17 protein-coding genes are annotated in these 16134 nt (G+C 60.2%); 15 read left to right on the top strand and 2 right to left on the bottom strand.

Annotation, left to right across the window (positions count from 1 at the left end):
• The 12 genes from DXD49_RS02550 to DXD49_RS02495 all read left to right on the top strand — a co-directional run bounded on the left by DXD49_RS02550 (position 1) and on the right by DXD49_RS02495 (position 13181).
• Entirely contained in the window at positions 1-1128 is a 1128-nt protein-coding gene (locus tag DXD49_RS02550; protein ID WP_117743280.1) for an ATP-binding protein, read from the top strand.
• Positions 1119-2819, top strand: coding sequence for a regulatory iron-sulfur-containing complex subunit RicT (gene ricT, locus DXD49_RS02545; protein WP_117794123.1), 1701 nt, complete (start codon positions 1119-1121; stop codon positions 2817-2819). Before DXD49_RS02550 ends, ricT begins: the two co-directional genes overlap by 10 nt.
• 102 nt (positions 2820-2921) lie before the next feature.
• Positions 2922-3728, top strand: a complete 807-nt coding sequence (locus DXD49_RS02540) for a ComF family protein (RefSeq protein WP_233541725.1) — start codon at positions 2922-2924, stop codon at positions 3726-3728.
• Between the two features lie 10 nt (positions 3729-3738).
• Entirely contained in the window at positions 3739-4848 is a 1110-nt protein-coding gene (locus DXD49_RS02535; protein ID WP_117794122.1) for a hypothetical protein, read from the top strand.
• 732 nt (positions 4849-5580) lie between these two features.
• Positions 5581-6606 carry an ABC transporter substrate-binding protein gene (locus tag DXD49_RS02530; RefSeq protein WP_233541729.1) on the top strand — a complete coding sequence of 342 codons (1026 nt, stop codon included), beginning with the start codon at positions 5581-5583 and terminating at the stop codon, positions 6604-6606.
• Between the two features lie 317 nt (positions 6607-6923).
• A complete protein-coding gene (gene hpf / locus DXD49_RS02525; protein WP_035137685.1) occupies positions 6924-7508 on the top strand; it encodes a ribosome hibernation-promoting factor, HPF/YfiA family in 585 nt (194 codons plus the stop codon).
• 80 nt (positions 7509-7588) lie between these two features.
• Complete coding sequence (locus tag DXD49_RS02520) at positions 7589-8542, top strand: DegV family protein (protein ID WP_117763426.1); 954 nt, start codon at positions 7589-7591, stop codon at positions 8540-8542.
• 56 nt (positions 8543-8598) lie between these two features.
• The gene (locus tag DXD49_RS02515; protein ID WP_255413634.1) at positions 8599-9720 is read left to right on the top strand and encodes an NAD(P)-dependent oxidoreductase; all 1122 of its coding nucleotides are present in this window, start codon (positions 8599-8601) and stop codon (positions 9718-9720) included.
• Positions 9721-9725: 5 nt separating this feature from the next.
• The gene (locus DXD49_RS02510; protein WP_055310425.1) at positions 9726-10154 is read left to right on the top strand and encodes a hypothetical protein; all 429 of its coding nucleotides are present in this window, start codon (positions 9726-9728) and stop codon (positions 10152-10154) included.
• Positions 10155-10169: 15 nt separating this feature from the next.
• Complete coding sequence (locus DXD49_RS02505; RefSeq protein ID WP_117794119.1) at positions 10170-10868, top strand: HEAT repeat domain-containing protein; 699 nt, start codon at positions 10170-10172, stop codon at positions 10866-10868.
• A gap of 6 nt (positions 10869-10874) precedes the next feature.
• The gene (locus DXD49_RS02500; protein WP_117743273.1) at positions 10875-11960 is read left to right on the top strand and encodes an isocitrate/isopropylmalate dehydrogenase family protein; all 1086 of its coding nucleotides are present in this window, start codon (positions 10875-10877) and stop codon (positions 11958-11960) included.
• A 126-nt stretch (positions 11961-12086) separates the two neighbouring features.
• Positions 12087-13181 carry a hypothetical protein gene (locus tag DXD49_RS02495; protein WP_117794118.1) on the top strand — a complete coding sequence of 365 codons (1095 nt, stop codon included), beginning with the start codon at positions 12087-12089 and terminating at the stop codon, positions 13179-13181.
• Positions 13182-13293: 112 nt separating this feature from the next.
• Here the strand turns inward: DXD49_RS02495 and DXD49_RS02490 are convergent, their stop codons facing one another.
• A complete protein-coding gene (locus tag DXD49_RS02490) occupies positions 13294-13530 on the bottom strand; it encodes a helix-turn-helix transcriptional regulator (RefSeq protein WP_117564746.1) in 237 nt (78 codons plus the stop codon).
• Between the two features lie 9 nt (positions 13531-13539).
• Entirely contained in the window at positions 13540-14178 is a 639-nt protein-coding gene (locus tag DXD49_RS02485; protein ID WP_117794117.1) for a DUF2975 domain-containing protein, read from the bottom strand.
• Positions 14179-14880: 702 nt separating this feature from the next.
• On the opposite strand from DXD49_RS02485, the gene DXD49_RS02480 reads away from it, so the two are divergent.
• The 3 genes from DXD49_RS02480 to agaV are packed head-to-tail and all read left to right on the top strand — an operon-like array spanning position 14881 to position 16124.
• Positions 14881-15324: a PTS fructose transporter subunit IIA gene (locus tag DXD49_RS02480; protein WP_117743271.1), complete on the top strand. Its 444-nt coding sequence runs from the start codon at positions 14881-14883 to the stop codon at positions 15322-15324.
• A complete protein-coding gene (gene yajC / locus DXD49_RS02475; RefSeq protein ID WP_117583566.1) occupies positions 15324-15605 on the top strand; it encodes a preprotein translocase subunit YajC in 282 nt (93 codons plus the stop codon). Before DXD49_RS02480 ends, yajC begins: the two co-directional genes overlap by 1 nt.
• 36 nt (positions 15606-15641) lie before the next feature.
• On the top strand, positions 15642-16124 hold the full coding sequence (gene agaV / locus DXD49_RS02470) for a PTS N-acetylgalactosamine transporter subunit IIB (protein WP_089572404.1): 483 nt from the start codon (positions 15642-15644) through the stop codon (positions 16122-16124).
• Positions 16125-16134: the final 10 nt, after the last annotated feature.

Genomic DNA, 16134 nt, shown 5'->3' with positions numbered 1-16134 from the left:
ATGGCCCCCGCTCAGACAAGCCTGTTGGCCAAGCTCGACACCCAAGAGCGCGTGCGCGACTTTTTGACCAATGCCGTCGCCGGCGGCCGCGCATCGCACGCTTACCTGTTTTTGGGTGCTCCCGGCGCCGGCAAGCTCGACGCTGCATGGGCGCTCGCCCAGGCCTTCCTGTGCGAGCAGGATGGCTGCGGCGCATGCGACAGCTGCGTGCGCGTTGCTCGGCATACGCATCCCGACGTGCACTATTACACGCCCGAGAGTGCCACGGGCTACCTCATTGCCCAGACCCGCGAGCTGCTCGATGACGTGCCGCTGGCGCCTATCCGTGCCAAGGCCAAGGTCTACATCATCGACCGTGCCGAGCAACTGCGCGCTAATACCGCCAACGCACTGCTCAAAACGCTCGAGGAGCCGCCCGAGGGCGTCATGTTCATCCTGCTGGGCACCTCCGCAGACGTGATGCTGCCCACCATCGTGAGCCGCTGTCAGTGCGTGCCGTTTCGGCTGGTGTCGCCCGCCGTGGCCGCGCAGGCCGTGAGCCGCGCCACCGGCCAGGACCTCGCGCGTTGTCGCATGGCGGTCGCCGTGGCGGGGAGCCCCACGCGCGGCATCGAGTTCCTTAAGAGCGCCGAGCGCCAGGACGCTCGCCGCCAGATGGTTCGCGCCATCGATTCGCTTATCGCCGCCGACGAGGCTGATGTGCTCAGCCTCGCCAAGTCGCTCATCGTCGCCGTTAAGGCGCCGCTCGCCGAGGTCAAGTCCACGCAGGAAAAGGTGCTCGAGCAAAATGCCGATTACCTGTCGCGTGGAGCATTGAAGCAGCTTGAGGACCGCAACAAGCGCGAACTCAACGCGCGCGAGCGTTCGGGTATCATGGAAGCGCTGGCGAGCGCGCGGACGCTCATGCGCGACGTGCTGCTGACGCTTCAGGACGAGGCGGCCGACGTGGTGAACGAAGACGTGCGCGACACGATCGGTCGGCTTGCCGCCGCGACCAATGTTGCGGGTGCCACGCGGGCGCTCGAGGCAGTCGCAACCGCCGAGCGCAACATCGCCAGAAACGTTACTCCCCAGCTGGCCATCGAGGTCATGCTGTTCGATATCAGGAAGGCACTGAAATGCCGTTAGTCGTACCCGTTAAGTTTACCTACGCCTCGCGCGACCTGTGGTTCGATCCGCAGGACCTGGATATCCTCGAGGCCGATTACGCCATTTGCTCCACCGAGCGCGGAACCGAGATCGGCCTGGTCACGGCCGATCCCTTCGAGGTGCCGCAAGATGAGATCGGCCAGCCGCTCAAGCCCGTGCTGCGCGTGGCGAGCGACATCGACCTGCAGCTTGCCGATGACCTGGCCATCCAAGGCGACGAGGCCATGGTCGATTTCCGCCGTCTGGTCAAGGAACTCGACCTCGAGATGAAGCCGGTCGGCGTCGAGTACCTGTTTGGCGGCGAGAAGGCCGTGTTCTACTTTGCGGCCGAGGAGCGCGTCGATTTTCGCCAGCTCGTCAAGGACCTGTCCTCGACGCTGCACATTCGCGTCGACATGCGCCAAATCGGCGTGCGCGACGAGACCCGCCTGGTGGGCGGCTATGCCCAGTGCGGACAGGAACTCTGCTGCACGCGTTTTGGCGGACAGTTTGAGCCCGTCTCGATTCGCATGGCAAAAGAGCAGGACCTGCCGCTCAACTCGTCCAAGATCAGCGGTGTTTGCGGCCGCCTGATGTGCTGCCTGCGCTATGAGTTCGAGGCGTACAAGGACTTTAAGAGCCGCGCGCCCAAAAAGAAGACGCTTATCGACACGCCGCTCGGCAAGGCGCGCATCCAGGAATATGACACGCCGCGCGAGCAGCTTGTGCTGCGTCTGGAGAACGGCAAGGTCTTCAAGGTCAATCTGGCCGACATGACGTGCTCGGAGGGCTGCAAAAAGAAGGCCGCCGAGCAGGGCTGCAACTGTCGCCCCGACTGCGTGACGCGCGACGTGCTCGAGCGCATCGAGTCGCCTGAGATGCGCCTGGCGCTCATGGAGCTCGACCGTGAGAACGGCGTCGACGTGGGTGATGGTCTGTCGAGTGCCGACCGTCTGGCCGGTACGTCGATGCCCAAGCGCCGTCGTCGCGATGCTGAATCCGATGCTCGCGCCGGTCAAGGCCAGGGCGAGGGTCGTGGCCGCGGAAGGGGGCGCGGCAAGGCCGAGGTGCCCGAAGTCGAGGAGGCCGCCGGTGGCCGTCGTCGTCGCAAGCGCGCGGGCTCGGGCGATGTTACCGAGGCCGTGGCCGCGGGCAAGAACGCCTCTCGCGAGCGCGAGGCTCAGCAGCCCCAGCAGCAGAATCGCGGCGGTGGCATGAACCCCACACGTCGTCGTCGCCGCCATTTGTCGAGTGAGGAGCGCGAGGACGCCTTCCGCGCCGCAGCTGCTCGCGAGGCTGGTGCCGCCCCCAAGGGTGGTTCGGGTTCCGATACGCCTGCCGACAAGGGTGGCAAGCAACGCAACGATGACGAGCGCGCGCCGCGTCCGCGCCGTCGCCATTCCTCGGGCGCGCAGCAGAAGCCCTCAGTGCCCTCCGTGGCCGATCAGGTCTCGGATGGCGAGGTCAAGGTCACGCGCCGTCGTCCCGGAGATGGCGGAGGGACTGCCGCCAAGGCTTCGCGTGGCGCCGCTCGCGACGATCGCGAGCTGCGCGAGGATCGCGGTAGCGAGGGTTCGGCCGATCAGGGCCAGAAGCGCCGTCGCCGTCGCCGTTCCCGCAAGCCGCGCCAGGATGGTGGCGAGGGCTCGACCCCGTCTTCGTCTGCACCACAACCGCCCGCCGGCGAATAACGCCTGCGAGCGGATTTAGCCCGCCTTGCCCCGAGCGCATCGGGGTATCATAGCGCTGAATCAACAACCCTCCCTGCGACCGAACGTAGGGAGGGTTGTGTCTTGAAGAGCCATCTGAACATATTGAGCCGTCTGCAGGGTGCCGGCGCCCTACCGTTTGCGGACGAATTGCGACCGTTTGCCGAGCGGGCGGCACGCGAGGCGCTTGAGGCATTGTCGCCAACACGATGTGCCGGCTGCGAGCGCGCCGGTACGCTTATTTGCCAAGACTGCCTGGCTGCGCTCACGCTCATCGACCCATGTCATAGCTGCACCCGATGCGGTGCCCCGTTTGGGGATTTGCTGTGCACTGAGTGTTCGGTCGAGGGCACGTCCTCGGCAATGTCGGAGGCGCTCGACCGCTGCCTGGTGTGCGCCGTCTATGCGCATCCGCTGCCGCGCATCATTAAAGCTTACAAGGACGCGGGCGAGCGACGTCTGGCTCCGTATCTGGCGGAGTTGCTCTACGACACCGCCCTGCATGCCCAGGTCGTAGCGCCCGAACGCTTAGGAGGCGTGCTGTCCGGTGCGGATGCGGTGGTGTTTGTGCCTGCGACGGCGGCAGCGTTTCGGCGGCGCGGTTTCGATCATATGGAGGCCATTGCGCGCCCATTTTGCGAGCTGTCGGGTGTCCCTCTGCTCGATGCCCTCGTCAAGTACGGCCATGGCGACCAGCGCAAACTCGGTCGTGAGGAGCGCCGCGAGCGTGCCCAAGGCATGTACGAGACGGTTGAGGACGTGCACGGCCGCCGCCTGCTGCTTATCGATGACGTTATCACTACGGGCGCGACGATGGCCGCGGCTTCGGCGGAACTCAAGCGCGCCGGCGCTGCGGCAGTCGATGGCCTTGCTATCGCACGTGTTTGGTAGGGGTGGTTTTGTGGCAGTAAAGATTGAGCGGCGCAACGAGCCGACAGGCGAACAGCTAGCGGCTTCCGTAATCCTAACAGGCGCCTCGGCGCTGCGCATGATGCGCGCCGAGCGCCGGCAGATGGGCTATATCAGCTGGAAGGACCTTGATCCCGATGAGGAGCGCCGTGTGCTGCGCACGTCGTCGCCCTCGACCGAGGACATCTATCTTCCCGACTTGGTGCGGATTGGGGCCGCAAGCGGCGAGGTGCAAGAGGATTTGTGTTTGCTGGTAGGGTCTGCAGCGCAGCGCCGCCGCATTCTTGGCGTGAGTTGGTCCGTATGCTCCGAGTTGCCTGCCGGCTCGATTCTAGAGGTGGAACCGGGGGTGTACAGCCTATCTCCCGAGGCCCTTTGTGTTGCCGTTGCACGCGAGGTTGGCTGCATCCAGGCGTTTGCCCTAACCCAGGAACTGTGCTCTAAGATTTCACTGAGCGACCGCGGGAAGTATCTGCCTCCCTACACCTCGCCCGTTGCGAACAAACTTGCAAAGGACAAGGACCAACCGACAGACGTGGGCTACTTTGAAGTCGAGCCAGTGCTGACGCTCGATCGCTTGGCAGATTACCTCGCGGTATGCAAGGGAAACGCGGCCAAACAATTGCAGCGTCTGTGTCCCTACTTGTCAGAAAACCTGCGCTCGCCCATGGAGTGCATCATGCTCGCCCTGTTTTCGCTTCCGTTTTCCTATGGAGGATTTGCTTGCGGTCCCTTTAAGACCGACTACAAGATCGAGTTCGATGATCGCGCGCAGGCAATCTCGGGGATGCCCCATGCAGTTTGCGATGCATATCAGGAGGCAGCCCGGTTTGACCTGGAATACAACGGTGAGCTGGGCCATTCCTCCCGGAGGGGACGTACCCATGATGAAAAACGCAACACGGGCTTGATTACTATGGGAATCGAGGTCGCAACGGTCAACAACGAAATGCTTTGCGACATGGAAGCGATGGAAGCGCTCGCATGGCGCATCCACCAGCGTATGCGAAAGCGGTACCGGAATCGTGTCGATGCCCGCAGAAAGAAGCAAGAGGCGTTGCTTAACACGCTGCGGGTGTGTTTTGGGCTTAAGCCGGTCTAATTCGCGACGAAAACAGGGGGTTAATCATATGCCCTGGCCAAAATATGGCAAATATGAGTACTGTCACTAAATCAGTAACAGCAAAATCAAAGAATTTAGGACTCGGAGGCGGCGTAAAGTAAGAAGATAATAAACAAATGTAGAATAACTAAGCATCAGGTTGGCGACACTGAGCGCGAAATCTGTCCGAGAGGCCAAAACTGCCTGTTACTAAATCGGTGACAGTACTCATATTTGCCATTTTTTGGTCACGGCACCCTAAGAAGGGTGCCCCGGAGCTCCCCACAGGGGAGCTTCGGGCTTCATAGGGGCACGAATAGCCCACTCCGACCTGCGAAATCTGTACTCGCGATGCGAATGACGCCCCTAACCTTAAACTTTAGCTTGAACTTAGCTATAATGCGCTTCGTTCCTACCAGGCTGTGGTTGCGGACGGGCGAAATGCCCGTCCTAGTCCAAGACAGACGCGGTCAAAGGGATCCACGTAAGCGACCGCGTGCGCGCGGCGCGATCATGGCGCGTCCTAGATGTAAGCCGCACCGTCCGTTCTACTTTCTTTGGGGCAATACCGCCTCGCGGGCGAGCGGGTCAGTCGTGAAGGTGGCTGCGGCCTCCCGAGCAAACACCCCGGTGCGCAAGTGTGGGGTCAAATACCAGGTCAGCTGGTGGGAACAACCTGATATTCCGCGCAACGCACGGATCGTATACGACACAGAAGGCAGGGTAGTGGACATGGTGAGGGGCAGCTTGATGCACGCGGCTCGGTTAGGTGCTGGGACTGCAGCGGTCATTGCCGTTTTGGGCCTGAGCGGATGCGCGTTCAACCCGCTGTCTACGTTCACGACTCCCACGATCGACCAGATCGAGTACGAGACCGTCACGCCGGCGGTGTCGGATGATGCCCTGGTCACTCCCGGAACCCTGACGGTCGCCCTCGATACTTCCGATGCGCCACAGGCAATGCAGGGCGCCGACGGCGAGCTTACGGGGTATGCAGTCGACGCTGCCCGCGCCCTCGCAAGCCGCATGGGCCTTAAGGTCGCCTTTGTCGATGCGTCCTCGGCAGGTTCCGCACTCGGCGACAAAAAGGCCGATATCTTTATCGGCGAGATCAACTCCACGGACGGGGACATTAGCTCGCTCGGCGCCTGCCTGTACGATGCCGCTTCTGTGTTCGGTAAAACTAGCGATGGTGGGTCGCTCAGCGTTTCCACCGATACCCTTAACACGTCCACCCTGGGCGTTCAGATGTCCTCGGCCTCGCAGGAGGCGCTTGCTAAGCAGAGCATCACCGCCAACCAAAAGACCTATTCCAACATCAACGAGTGCTTTGAGGCGCTCGAGTCCGGCGAGGTCGACTATGTGATCTGCGACTCTACGGCCGGCGGCTACCTTGCACGCCTGATGAGCGAGGTCTCCTATGTCGGTTCGCTCGAGGCGCCCTCGACGCTTAGTGTTGTCGGCCTCTCGTCCAATGACGAACTGTGCCGTGCCGTGAGCGATGCCCTCGACGGTATTGCGGCCGACGGCACGCTCGAGGCGGTCCACTGCGTCTGGTACGGCACGATGCCCTACGACCTCACCACTAAGACGGTTTCGGGCGCTAACGTGCAGCTGGGCGATTCTGAGTCCAGTGAGACCATGTCCTCCGGCAGCGAGTCCTCCAATTCCAACAATGAGACCGCATCCTCCGAGGACAAATCGTCCAGTCAGGAAGGCGCCATCACCGACGACGACATTAACAAACTTAATAGCTAGTTATTGCTAGGGGTGGTGTCTCCTATACGATGGAAAGGACACCTCTTCACGGTTTCAACATGCACCGCCGGGCTTCCCCAATAGGGAAGCCCGGCTTTTTTGTTTCCGTAAAACCAGCAGGTCAAGGGCAATTTCCAGGAGAAAAACCAACTCAGCCGACGCTTTCCTATAGCGCACTTTGCCACGGAAAAGTGCGAGACTTCGGTATGCGGTATCAAGCAATCGTTATTCGGGTCTTTGGGAATTCGGGTGATTAAATGCACGGCAGTGGGTACATAGCCAGTACAGTAAGTCCCCGAGGCAGATTGGAGCCACGTATGGATATCAAGGTTTCTGGACGCAAGACGACGGTAACCGATGCTCTGCGTGCGCATGTGGATGAGAAGATCGGCGAGGCGCTCAAGGTTTTCGATATCGAGCCCATGACGGTCGACGTTGTGCTTCGCTATGAGAAGAACCCCTCGAACCCCAACCCGGCAATCGTCGAGGTTACGGTTCGTGCCCGCGGTTCGGTGATTCGCGTTGCCGAGCATGGCGCAGATATGTACGCCGCCATCGACCTCTCCGCCGATAAGGTCACCCGCCAGCTGCGCAAGTTTAAGACCAAGGTCGTGGACAACCGCCAGGGCGGTGCCAGCGCAGCGGATGTCGCACCGGTCGAGCGCGTCGAGGATTTGGCCGACCTGCTGCTGCCCGAGGAGGAGGACGATCTGCTCGTCCGCGAGAAGGTCATCGATGTCACCCCGATGACTGAGGAGCAGGCGCTGGTACAGACCGATCTGCTGGGCCACGACTTCTACGTGTTCGAGAACGCGACGACTGGCCTCATCAATGTGGTGTATCACCGTAAGAATGGTGGATATGGCATCATCAAGCCCCGCATCGAAACACTTGACGAGTAAAATACGTTAACTTGCATGAGTTAACGGCCGGCGGTCATCCCATGCGGATGGCCGCCTTTTTTACGTAAGGAGTCGCTTTGATGGACAAGGCTGCATCTACCGGCCATTCTGACCGCTGCCGCATCGTCGTCGATACCTGCTGCGACTTTAGCCCCGAGGTCGCTGCGAACCTCGATGTCGATATCTTGGGCTTCCCCTTTATCATCGATGGCGAGGAGCGCACGGACGATATCTGGTCGAGCATGAGCCCCAAGGAGTTCTACGACCGCATGCGCGCCGGCGCTCGCGTGTCTACCTCCGCCGTGTCACTCGGTCGCTATATCGAGTTCTTTACCGAGTGCGCCAAAGAGGGTACGCCCACGGTCTACCTGTGCTTTACCTCGGCGCTGTCGTCGAGCTACAACTCCGCGTGCCAGGCGGCAGATGCCGTGCGCGCCGAGTATCCCGATTTTGAGCTCTACGTGGTCGACAACGCTCTGCCCTGCGCGACCGGCGAGCTCTTGGCGCTCGAGGCCGTCCGTCAACGCTCGGCGGGACTTACCGCCAAGCAGCTGGTCGACTGGGCAAACGAGGCCAAGACCTATGTCCACGGCTACTTTACGCTCGAGAGCTTCGATGCGCTGGCTGCCGGCGGTCGCATTCCGCCCGCAGCGGCACAGCTCACGGCAAAGCTCGATGTCAAACCCGAGCTGTCTTACGACCTGGCCGGCTCGCTGTCGCTGATCGGCGTCAACCGCGGTCGCAAGAAGGCGCTCAAGTCCATCCTCAAGTCGTTTCGCGAGAACTACGTGCCCGACCGCACCATGCCCATCGCCATTATGACGGCCGATGCCGAGAAGGACGGTGACTGGCTCGAGGCCGCCATCCGCAAGGAGGAGGGCTGCGCCGACGTCACGATTATCCGCAGCTCCGTGGGCCCCACCATCGGCTCGCACGTGGGTCCTGGCATGGTGGCCTGCGCGTTTTGGGGCAAGAACCGCGCCGACAAGGCGTCGCTTTCCGACCGCATCGCCCGCCGTGTGCGCGGCCAGTAGACAGGCGCTGCGGCCGTAATCGCCCTCAACTCACAGCCCAAACGCTGGCACCGAGTATTCAACCTGGTAATAACACCCAACCCAAAAGGAAAGGTTTCATGGCAAACAAGCTCTCTGTCGCATTTATCGGCACCGGAATCATGGGTGCCCCCATCGCCGGCCACATTCTGGACGCCGGCTACCCCGTCACGGTCTACAACCGCACCAAGTCCAAGGCCGCGGCGCTTATCGAGCGCGGCGCCGTCTGGGCCGATACGCCGGCAGATGCCGTGGCGAACGCCGACGTCGTCTTTACCATGGTGGGTTATCCCTCCGAGGTCGAGGAGCTCTACCTGGCGGGCGACGGCCTGTTCGCGTGCACCAAGCCCGGCGCGGTCCTGATCGACCTCACCACGAGCTCGCCCGAGCTCGCGCGCGATATTGCCGAGGCCGCCCAGGTTTCCGGCCGCATGGCGTTTGACTGCCCCGTCACCGGCGGCGAGTCCGGTGCTATCGCCGGCACGCTCACGGCCATCGTGGGCGCCACCGAGAACGACATCGCCCCGGTCCGCGACATCCTTTCCACCTTTGCGGCAACTATCTGCTGCTTCGATGGCGCCGGCAAGGGTCAGGCTGCCAAGCTCGCCAACCAGGTGTCGCTGGGCGCCTGCATGGTCGGCATGGCCGATGCGCTGGCGTTTGCCGAGCTGAGCGGCCTTGATCTTGAGAAGACCCGTCAGATGATCCTGGGCGGCACCGGCAAGTCCGGCGCCATGGAGAGCCTGGCGCCCAAGGCGCTCGACGGCGACTACAAGCCCGGCTTTATGGTCGAGCACTTCATTAAGGACCTGCGTTTGGCGCTCGCCTATGCCGACGATCGCGAGCTTGCGCTGCCCGGCGCCGACGTGGCCTTTACGCTCTACGATATGCTCGACGCCATCGGCGGCGCCAAGCTGGGCACCCAGGCCATCACGGTACTCTACAAGGAGGAGGCCGACGCCATCGCCGCCGGACTGGACTGGTCGCAGTATCGTCCCGAGGAGCATGGTGCTCACGAGGAGGGCTGCGGTTGCGGCGAGCACGGCGACGAGCATGAGTGCGGTTGTGGCCACCACCACGGCGAGGACCACGAGTGCTGTGGCGGCCACGGCCATGACGACGGCCACGAGTGCTGCTGCGGCCACCATCACGAGGAGTAGCGCCCATGAGCTGGACGTTCGTGGTGCTCGCGCTGGTGCTCTTTCTCTTTGCGATCTACATTGGCTTTTTGTGCGGCCAGTGGGCCTGCGAAAAGCGCGTCATCACCAAGCGCGACTACTGGATTGCCAACTTTGCAGGAGCGGCGGCAGTCGTCCTGCTGACCTGGGTGTTCTCGCTGTTCCCGCTGGTGCAGTTTGCGCCGATCGGCTGGCTCGGCGGTTTTATCGCCGGTCTTAAGATGAGCTTTGGCGAGTCCGTCGGTCCGTGGCGCAAGCACGACGAGGTCTTTAATGTCAACAAGGCCCATCGCGCCGCCGCCGACGCGGGTGACGCCGAGGAGCGCCGCCGTGCGCGTCGCAATGGTGCGGCCGACCGACAGCTCATCTCGGTCACCGATGACAGCAAGGGTGCTGGCAAGCACGCTAAGAAATAGTAAGAAGAGGTAACTATGGCAGAAAACAAAGACGAACAGCTCACCGACGAGGAGCTGGCACAGCTTCAGCTGGCAGAGGAGAACGAGAACGCTGTCGACCGCCTGGTCCAGGAGCTCGGATGCCCCACGCGCCGCATCCGCCAGTTTGCCGCCCGCGTGCTGCACCTGCTTGCCGAGCGCGATCCGCAGCGCGTCGTGCCCTGCGTGCCCGCGCTGATCGAGGCACTCGACCGCCCCGAGGCTCAGACCCGCTGGGAGGCTCTCGATGCCCTGACGGCGCTCGCCACCACCTGCCCCGAGCAGCTGGGCGATGCCTTTGAGGGTGCCGAGACCGCGCTGTTCGACGAGATTTCCTCCACGTTGCGCTATGCCGCCTTCCGCCTGCTGTGCGTATGGGGCGCCACGAGCGTCGAGCGTTCGCGCGAGGCTTGGCCCATCCTGGACGAGGCCATCCAGTGCTACCACGGCGACCTTGAGTATCGCGACATGCTCGGTTGCCTGTACGAGTTTGGTCAGGGCGAGATCGACGCCGAGGTCGCCGAGAAGCTCGCACTGCGCCTTAAGTTCGATGCCGAGAACGGCAAGGGCAGCTATCTCAAGGCCCGTTCGAGCGAGATTTGCGAAATGCTTGTTAAACGTTTTGGCCTGGAACTCTCCAAAAAGAAGAAGCGTGCTAGCGTTAAAAAATCTGACGACGCCGAAGACGAGGAGTAACAGATTATGGCGCACGATGTAGTCCTGATTCCCGGTGACGGTATCGGTCCCGAGATTACGCAGGCCATGCGCCGCGTGGTCGAGGCCACCGGTGTCCAGATCAACTGGAACGTCCAGGAGGCCGGCGCCGGCGTCATGGACGAGTTCGGTACGCCGCTGCCCCAGCACGTCCTCGATGCGGTCGCCGAGACCAAAGTTGCCATCAAGGGCCCCATCACCACACCGGTCGGCACGGGCTTCCGCAGCGTTAACGTCGCCCTGCGCAAGCACTTCGACCTGTACGCCTGCGTGCGCCCCTGCTTGTCGCAGCCGGGCGACGGCTCGCGCTTCCGCGACGTCGATCTGGTCATCGTGCGCGAGAACACCGAGGACCTTTACGCCGGTATCGAGTTCGATGAGGGCGCTGCCGAGGTCGAGGAGCTCTCGCAGCTCGTCGAGCGCTCGGGTCAGAAGACCTTCGCCGCTGATTCCGCCATCTCGATCAAGCCCATCTCCATCGCCAAGAGCCGCCGCATTGTGGAATACGCCTTTGAGTACGCCCGCCGCTGCGGCCGCAAAAAGGTGACGGCCGTGCACAAGGCCAACATCATGAAGGCGACCGACGGCCTGTTCCTGCGCGTTGCGCGCGAGGTGGCCGCCAACTATCCCGACATCGAGTTCAACGACAAGATCGTCGACGCCACCTGCATGGGCCTGGTCCAGAACCCCAACGACTTTGATGTCCTGGTGCTGCCCAACCTGTACGGCGACATCGTGAGCGACCTGTGCGCCGGCCTGGTGGGCGGCCTGGGTATGGCTCCGGGCTCCAATATCGGTGCCGACTGCGCCATCTTTGAGGCAACGCACGGCTCCGCGCCCGATATCGCCGGCCAGGATATCGCTAACCCCACGGCAGAAATTCTCTCTGCTGCCATGATGCTTGATCACTTGGGCGAGAACGACGCCGCTAATCGCATTCGCGCCGCCGTTTCTGCCACGCTCGACGAGGGCGAGCAGGTTACCGGTGACGTGCGTCGTGCCCAGACCGGTTCCGTTGAGGGTGCCGTGGGTACGCAGGCCTTTGCCGATGCCGTTATCGCGCACCTGGTCTAAGGCATGCAGGCTGCAAACGCCTAAATAGTACTTAAGTGTTTGCGTATAACCTAAGAATCAATACGCCCGGCGCTCCGTCGGGCGTATTCTATTGGGGACTATGCTTCCTAACAAGGAGTAACCGATATGGGTTTGATTCAAAAGAAGGACGAGAAGGACGAGATCGACGGCATCCAGATCATCGAGCGCGGCGAAGGCCCCAATGGTGACGAGGATGAGAAGATCGATCTGGTCGCCGGTACGTCTGCCGAGCACATTGCCGCCGGTACGACGGCCGAGGAGGAGGACGCCCGTCTGGAGGCTCAGATCGCCGCAGATGCCGCTGACGAGAATCTGATGCCCGAGGCCCAGGACAAGGATGACGATATTCTGGGTTCCGAGGAAGACGACCATGCATCCAAGCACAAGAAGACGATGATCGCCCCCTTCGTGGTTGCAGTCGTGATCGCTGCTGTGGTCGGCTTCTTTATTGGCAATGGCGGCTTTGGCGGCAAGGGCGTCGGTTCGTCGACCCTGACCGAGGACCAGCTCGATTCGACCGTGGCAAGCTATAGCTACAACGGCAAGAAGAGCGACATCACCGCGCGCGAGGCTATCGAGAGCCAGTACAGCCTCGACACCGTCAAGGATGGCGACGGTAACTACACGGCTCCTTCTGCCGACGTCATCCTGTCCTACGTGCGCAACAAGATTCTGCTCGATGCTGCCGAGGACGAGGGCATTACCGTCTCTTCTAAGGAGATGAAGAAGTACGCCGAGGATTCTATCGGCACTTCTGACTACGACACCATGGCCAAGCAGTATGGCGTCTCCAAGGACCAGGCCAAGCAGATCGTCCGCCAGTCCGCGACGCTGCAGAAGCTCTACAAGAAGAAGGTCGGCGACAGCTCCGCAAGCATGCCGACCGCCCCGACCGAGCCTGCTGACGGCAACGAGGAGACCGCGAGCAAGGACTACGCCAACTACATCATCAACCTTGCCGGCGACGAGTGGGATAGCTCAAAGGGCACCTGGAAGGACGCCGATGGCACCTACGCTAAGGCATTCGCCGACGATGCCTTTACTGCCGATAGCGCTACCTATAAACAGGCCATGACCGCCTATTACACCGCCTACCAGCAGTACTCCTCGCAGGCTTCGAGCGCCAGCTCCAAGTGGACCGAGTATGCTAACGGCCTCTACGCCAAGGCCAACATCAGCATCTACGGCCTGTTTGCGTAAGGGCTGCCCGAGCCACCGAGTGCGTAGCCAAAAAAATCTGATAAGCCCGCTAGAACGGATGTCGTTCTAGCGGGCATATTGCGTTTAGACACTGGTGGTTAGATTATGCCTATTAATCTTTAAGTCCAAAAAGGTTATCGGCTTCATCGTCAGGCATATATTCCAGTACATCGCCCGGTTGGCAGTCGAGTGCTCGGCATATCGCGTCAAGAGTTGAAAAGCGCACGGCAGAAACCTTGCCCGTCTTGATGCGCGACATATTGACCTGGGAGATGCCCACGCGTTCCGCAAGCTCTTTCGATGAGATCTTGCGTTCGGCGAGCATGCGGTCGAGCCGCAGAATAATCATGGATTCCCCCTAGAGCAACTCGTCATCTTGTTTTTGCAGGATACACCCGTACTGGAAGACGCTGGCAATCAGGCTAATAATCAGGCCTGTAAAGAGCATGGAGAGGTCGAGATGCTGGCCGCCAAGCGCATCCGTAAAGCTACCGCCAAATCCTGAGAGTATCAGCCCTGTGACTATGGCACCAAAAAGTTTCACGGCGGCGCCGCCGATAAGGAACAAATGTCCTATTTGACGTAGTATGCGGATGCATTCGAGGTCAAAGGGCCTGCCCGCCTTTTCAATGGCGGAGAAAAACCTGTATGCGCTTAGCGCGATGGCAAGCGCGAGGCATGCCATCATGCCGCTCCCTATGGCAGTATGACCGTCGTGCGCGACAAGCATAAGAGGGGTCTGTTCGTTGGCGCCGACGAGAGCGAGAAATGGCCCTTCGCCAGCCGTAAGCTCTACGGATTGGAGACAGAACCCTTGGGAGAGGCTAGGCAATATGAGTAGAAGTTCGATTGCAATGACTGCGAGGAGTGCCAGAGCGAGCGGCACGGTGGTGCAGATTGTGGCCAATTTGCAGATGTGAGTGAGCTTCCTCAGCTTGGCGATTGCTTGTTCACGATTGATGGCTTCATTCGATTTGGATGCGTTCCAGTGGTTCATGACTCCTCCAACCGATGTCTTGGATGATACTTAAATCTTATAACATACTTAACGATAAACAATAAATAATTACTGATTTGAGTAAGTAATGTTTGTAAGACGAATAGCGAGAGCTTATGGCACATTCAGGGAGTGGGAGTTTGGCGCGCGGGGGATGGACGAGTATTGAAATATCCTGCAACCGCGCAAGTGCTTCATCGGGTCTCCCTAATTCATATGGGAAAACGGCTGCAAACGATTGCAAATAACCGGTGAACGGTCAAAAACTACCGTTCACCGATAATTTCTAAACTGGTTCTAACTGGTATTAAGTCAAAAAGACCAATTCACAAATCTTCACAATGACCTGCATTTTTCCTACACGCTATATTTAGCCGCCCTACGTTGTCTAGACACAGAAAAAGATCCGATCTTTTGCCAACGCATTTCGAAACGGTTTCAAAACCGCAGGTAGAAGTGTTAACGAGCGGTAAACGGTCGATTTATCACCGTGAACGGTGCAAAAACGTTTTACTGTATGAATCAACGAAAGCGACCTCTTCTGTGGTGATATAGTGACAACAACACGTCACGTGGTTACTACCAGTTGAGAGACCACTGGTCTTCAAAGAACGCTTTCTAAGAAGCTTTAAGGGCGAGCGCCCGCTGGCTTCCGAACATCATCGGACTCAGATCGTACACACCTTCGGAAGGGAAATTTGAATGGTTGGCTTTATTCTCACCGGTCATGGACAGTTCGCACCCGGCCTTGCAAGTGCTATCGCTATGGTTGCCGGCGACCAGCCCGCTTTTACCGTCGTTCCTTTTGAGGGCGACCAGGCTGCTTCCTACGGTGAGGATCTCCGCGCCGCTATTACCGCCATGCGCGAGGAGTGCGATGGCGTGCTCGTCTTTACCGACCTGCTCGGTGGTACTCCGTTCAATCAGTCGATGATGATTGCCCAGGATGTCGACAACGTCGAGGTTCTGACTGGCACCAACCTTCCCATGGTTATTGAGCTTCTGTTCCTCCGCGGTAACGCCACGCTCGCCGAGCTTGGCGAGCAGGCCGTGACTGTTGGCCAGACGGGCATCACCGCCCAGACGGTCGCATCCGTTGCCGGCTCCGATGAAGAGGATATCTTCGGCGACGAGGACGGCATCTAATGGCCGATTTCGGAGCCAGCGTCCTGAGCTCTTCGGTCGCTCTTTTGGGCCTGCTTGTCATCATGGGCTTGATTTACACCATCTGGTCGCAAATCAACATGAAGAAGAAGCAGAAGTACTTCAAAGAGCTGCACACCGAGCTCAAGCCGGGTCAGGAGGTCCTTTTCGCTGGCGGTATCTACGGAACCGTCAAGGGTATCGAAGGCGAGAAGGTCCAGATCAAAGTCCGATCCGGTGCCGTCGTAGATGTTTCGCGTTACGCGATTCAGGAGATCAAGTAACTGTCGTCAGCAAATAACGAAAGGAAGCTGATCAACATGGCAGAACCCAACATTCTTCTTACCCGCATCGATAACCGACTGGTCCATGGTCAGGTCGCTACCCAGTGGAACTCCACCCTGGGCTCCAACCTCATCCTCGTCGCCAACGACGACGTGTCGACCAACACCATGCGCCAGAACCTCATGAAGATGGCCGCTCCCGCCGGCGTCGCTACGCGTTTCTTCTCCCTGCAGAAGACCATCGACGTCATTGGCAAGGCGAGCCCGCGCCAGAAGATCTTCATCGTGGCCGAAACACCGGAAGACGTGCTTACGCTCGTCAAGGGCGGTGTGCCTATAAAGAAGGTAAACATCGGCAACATGCACATGTCGGAAGGAAAGCGCCAAGTCGCCACCTCCGTCGCAGTTAACGACGAGGATGTCGCTGCGTTTAAAGAGCTGCAGGAATTGGGGGTGGAGTTGGAGATCAGGCGCGTTCCGAGCACGCCTGTTGAGGACACGAGCAAGCTCTTCTCGTAATCCTTGTGAT

The organism is Collinsella sp. TM05-38, assembly GCF_003466445.1.
GTDB lineage: Bacteria > Actinomycetota > Coriobacteriia > Coriobacteriales > Coriobacteriaceae > Collinsella.
Note: the sequence above shows the minus strand (reverse complement) of the source record. Positions and strands in the feature narration are given on the sequence as shown.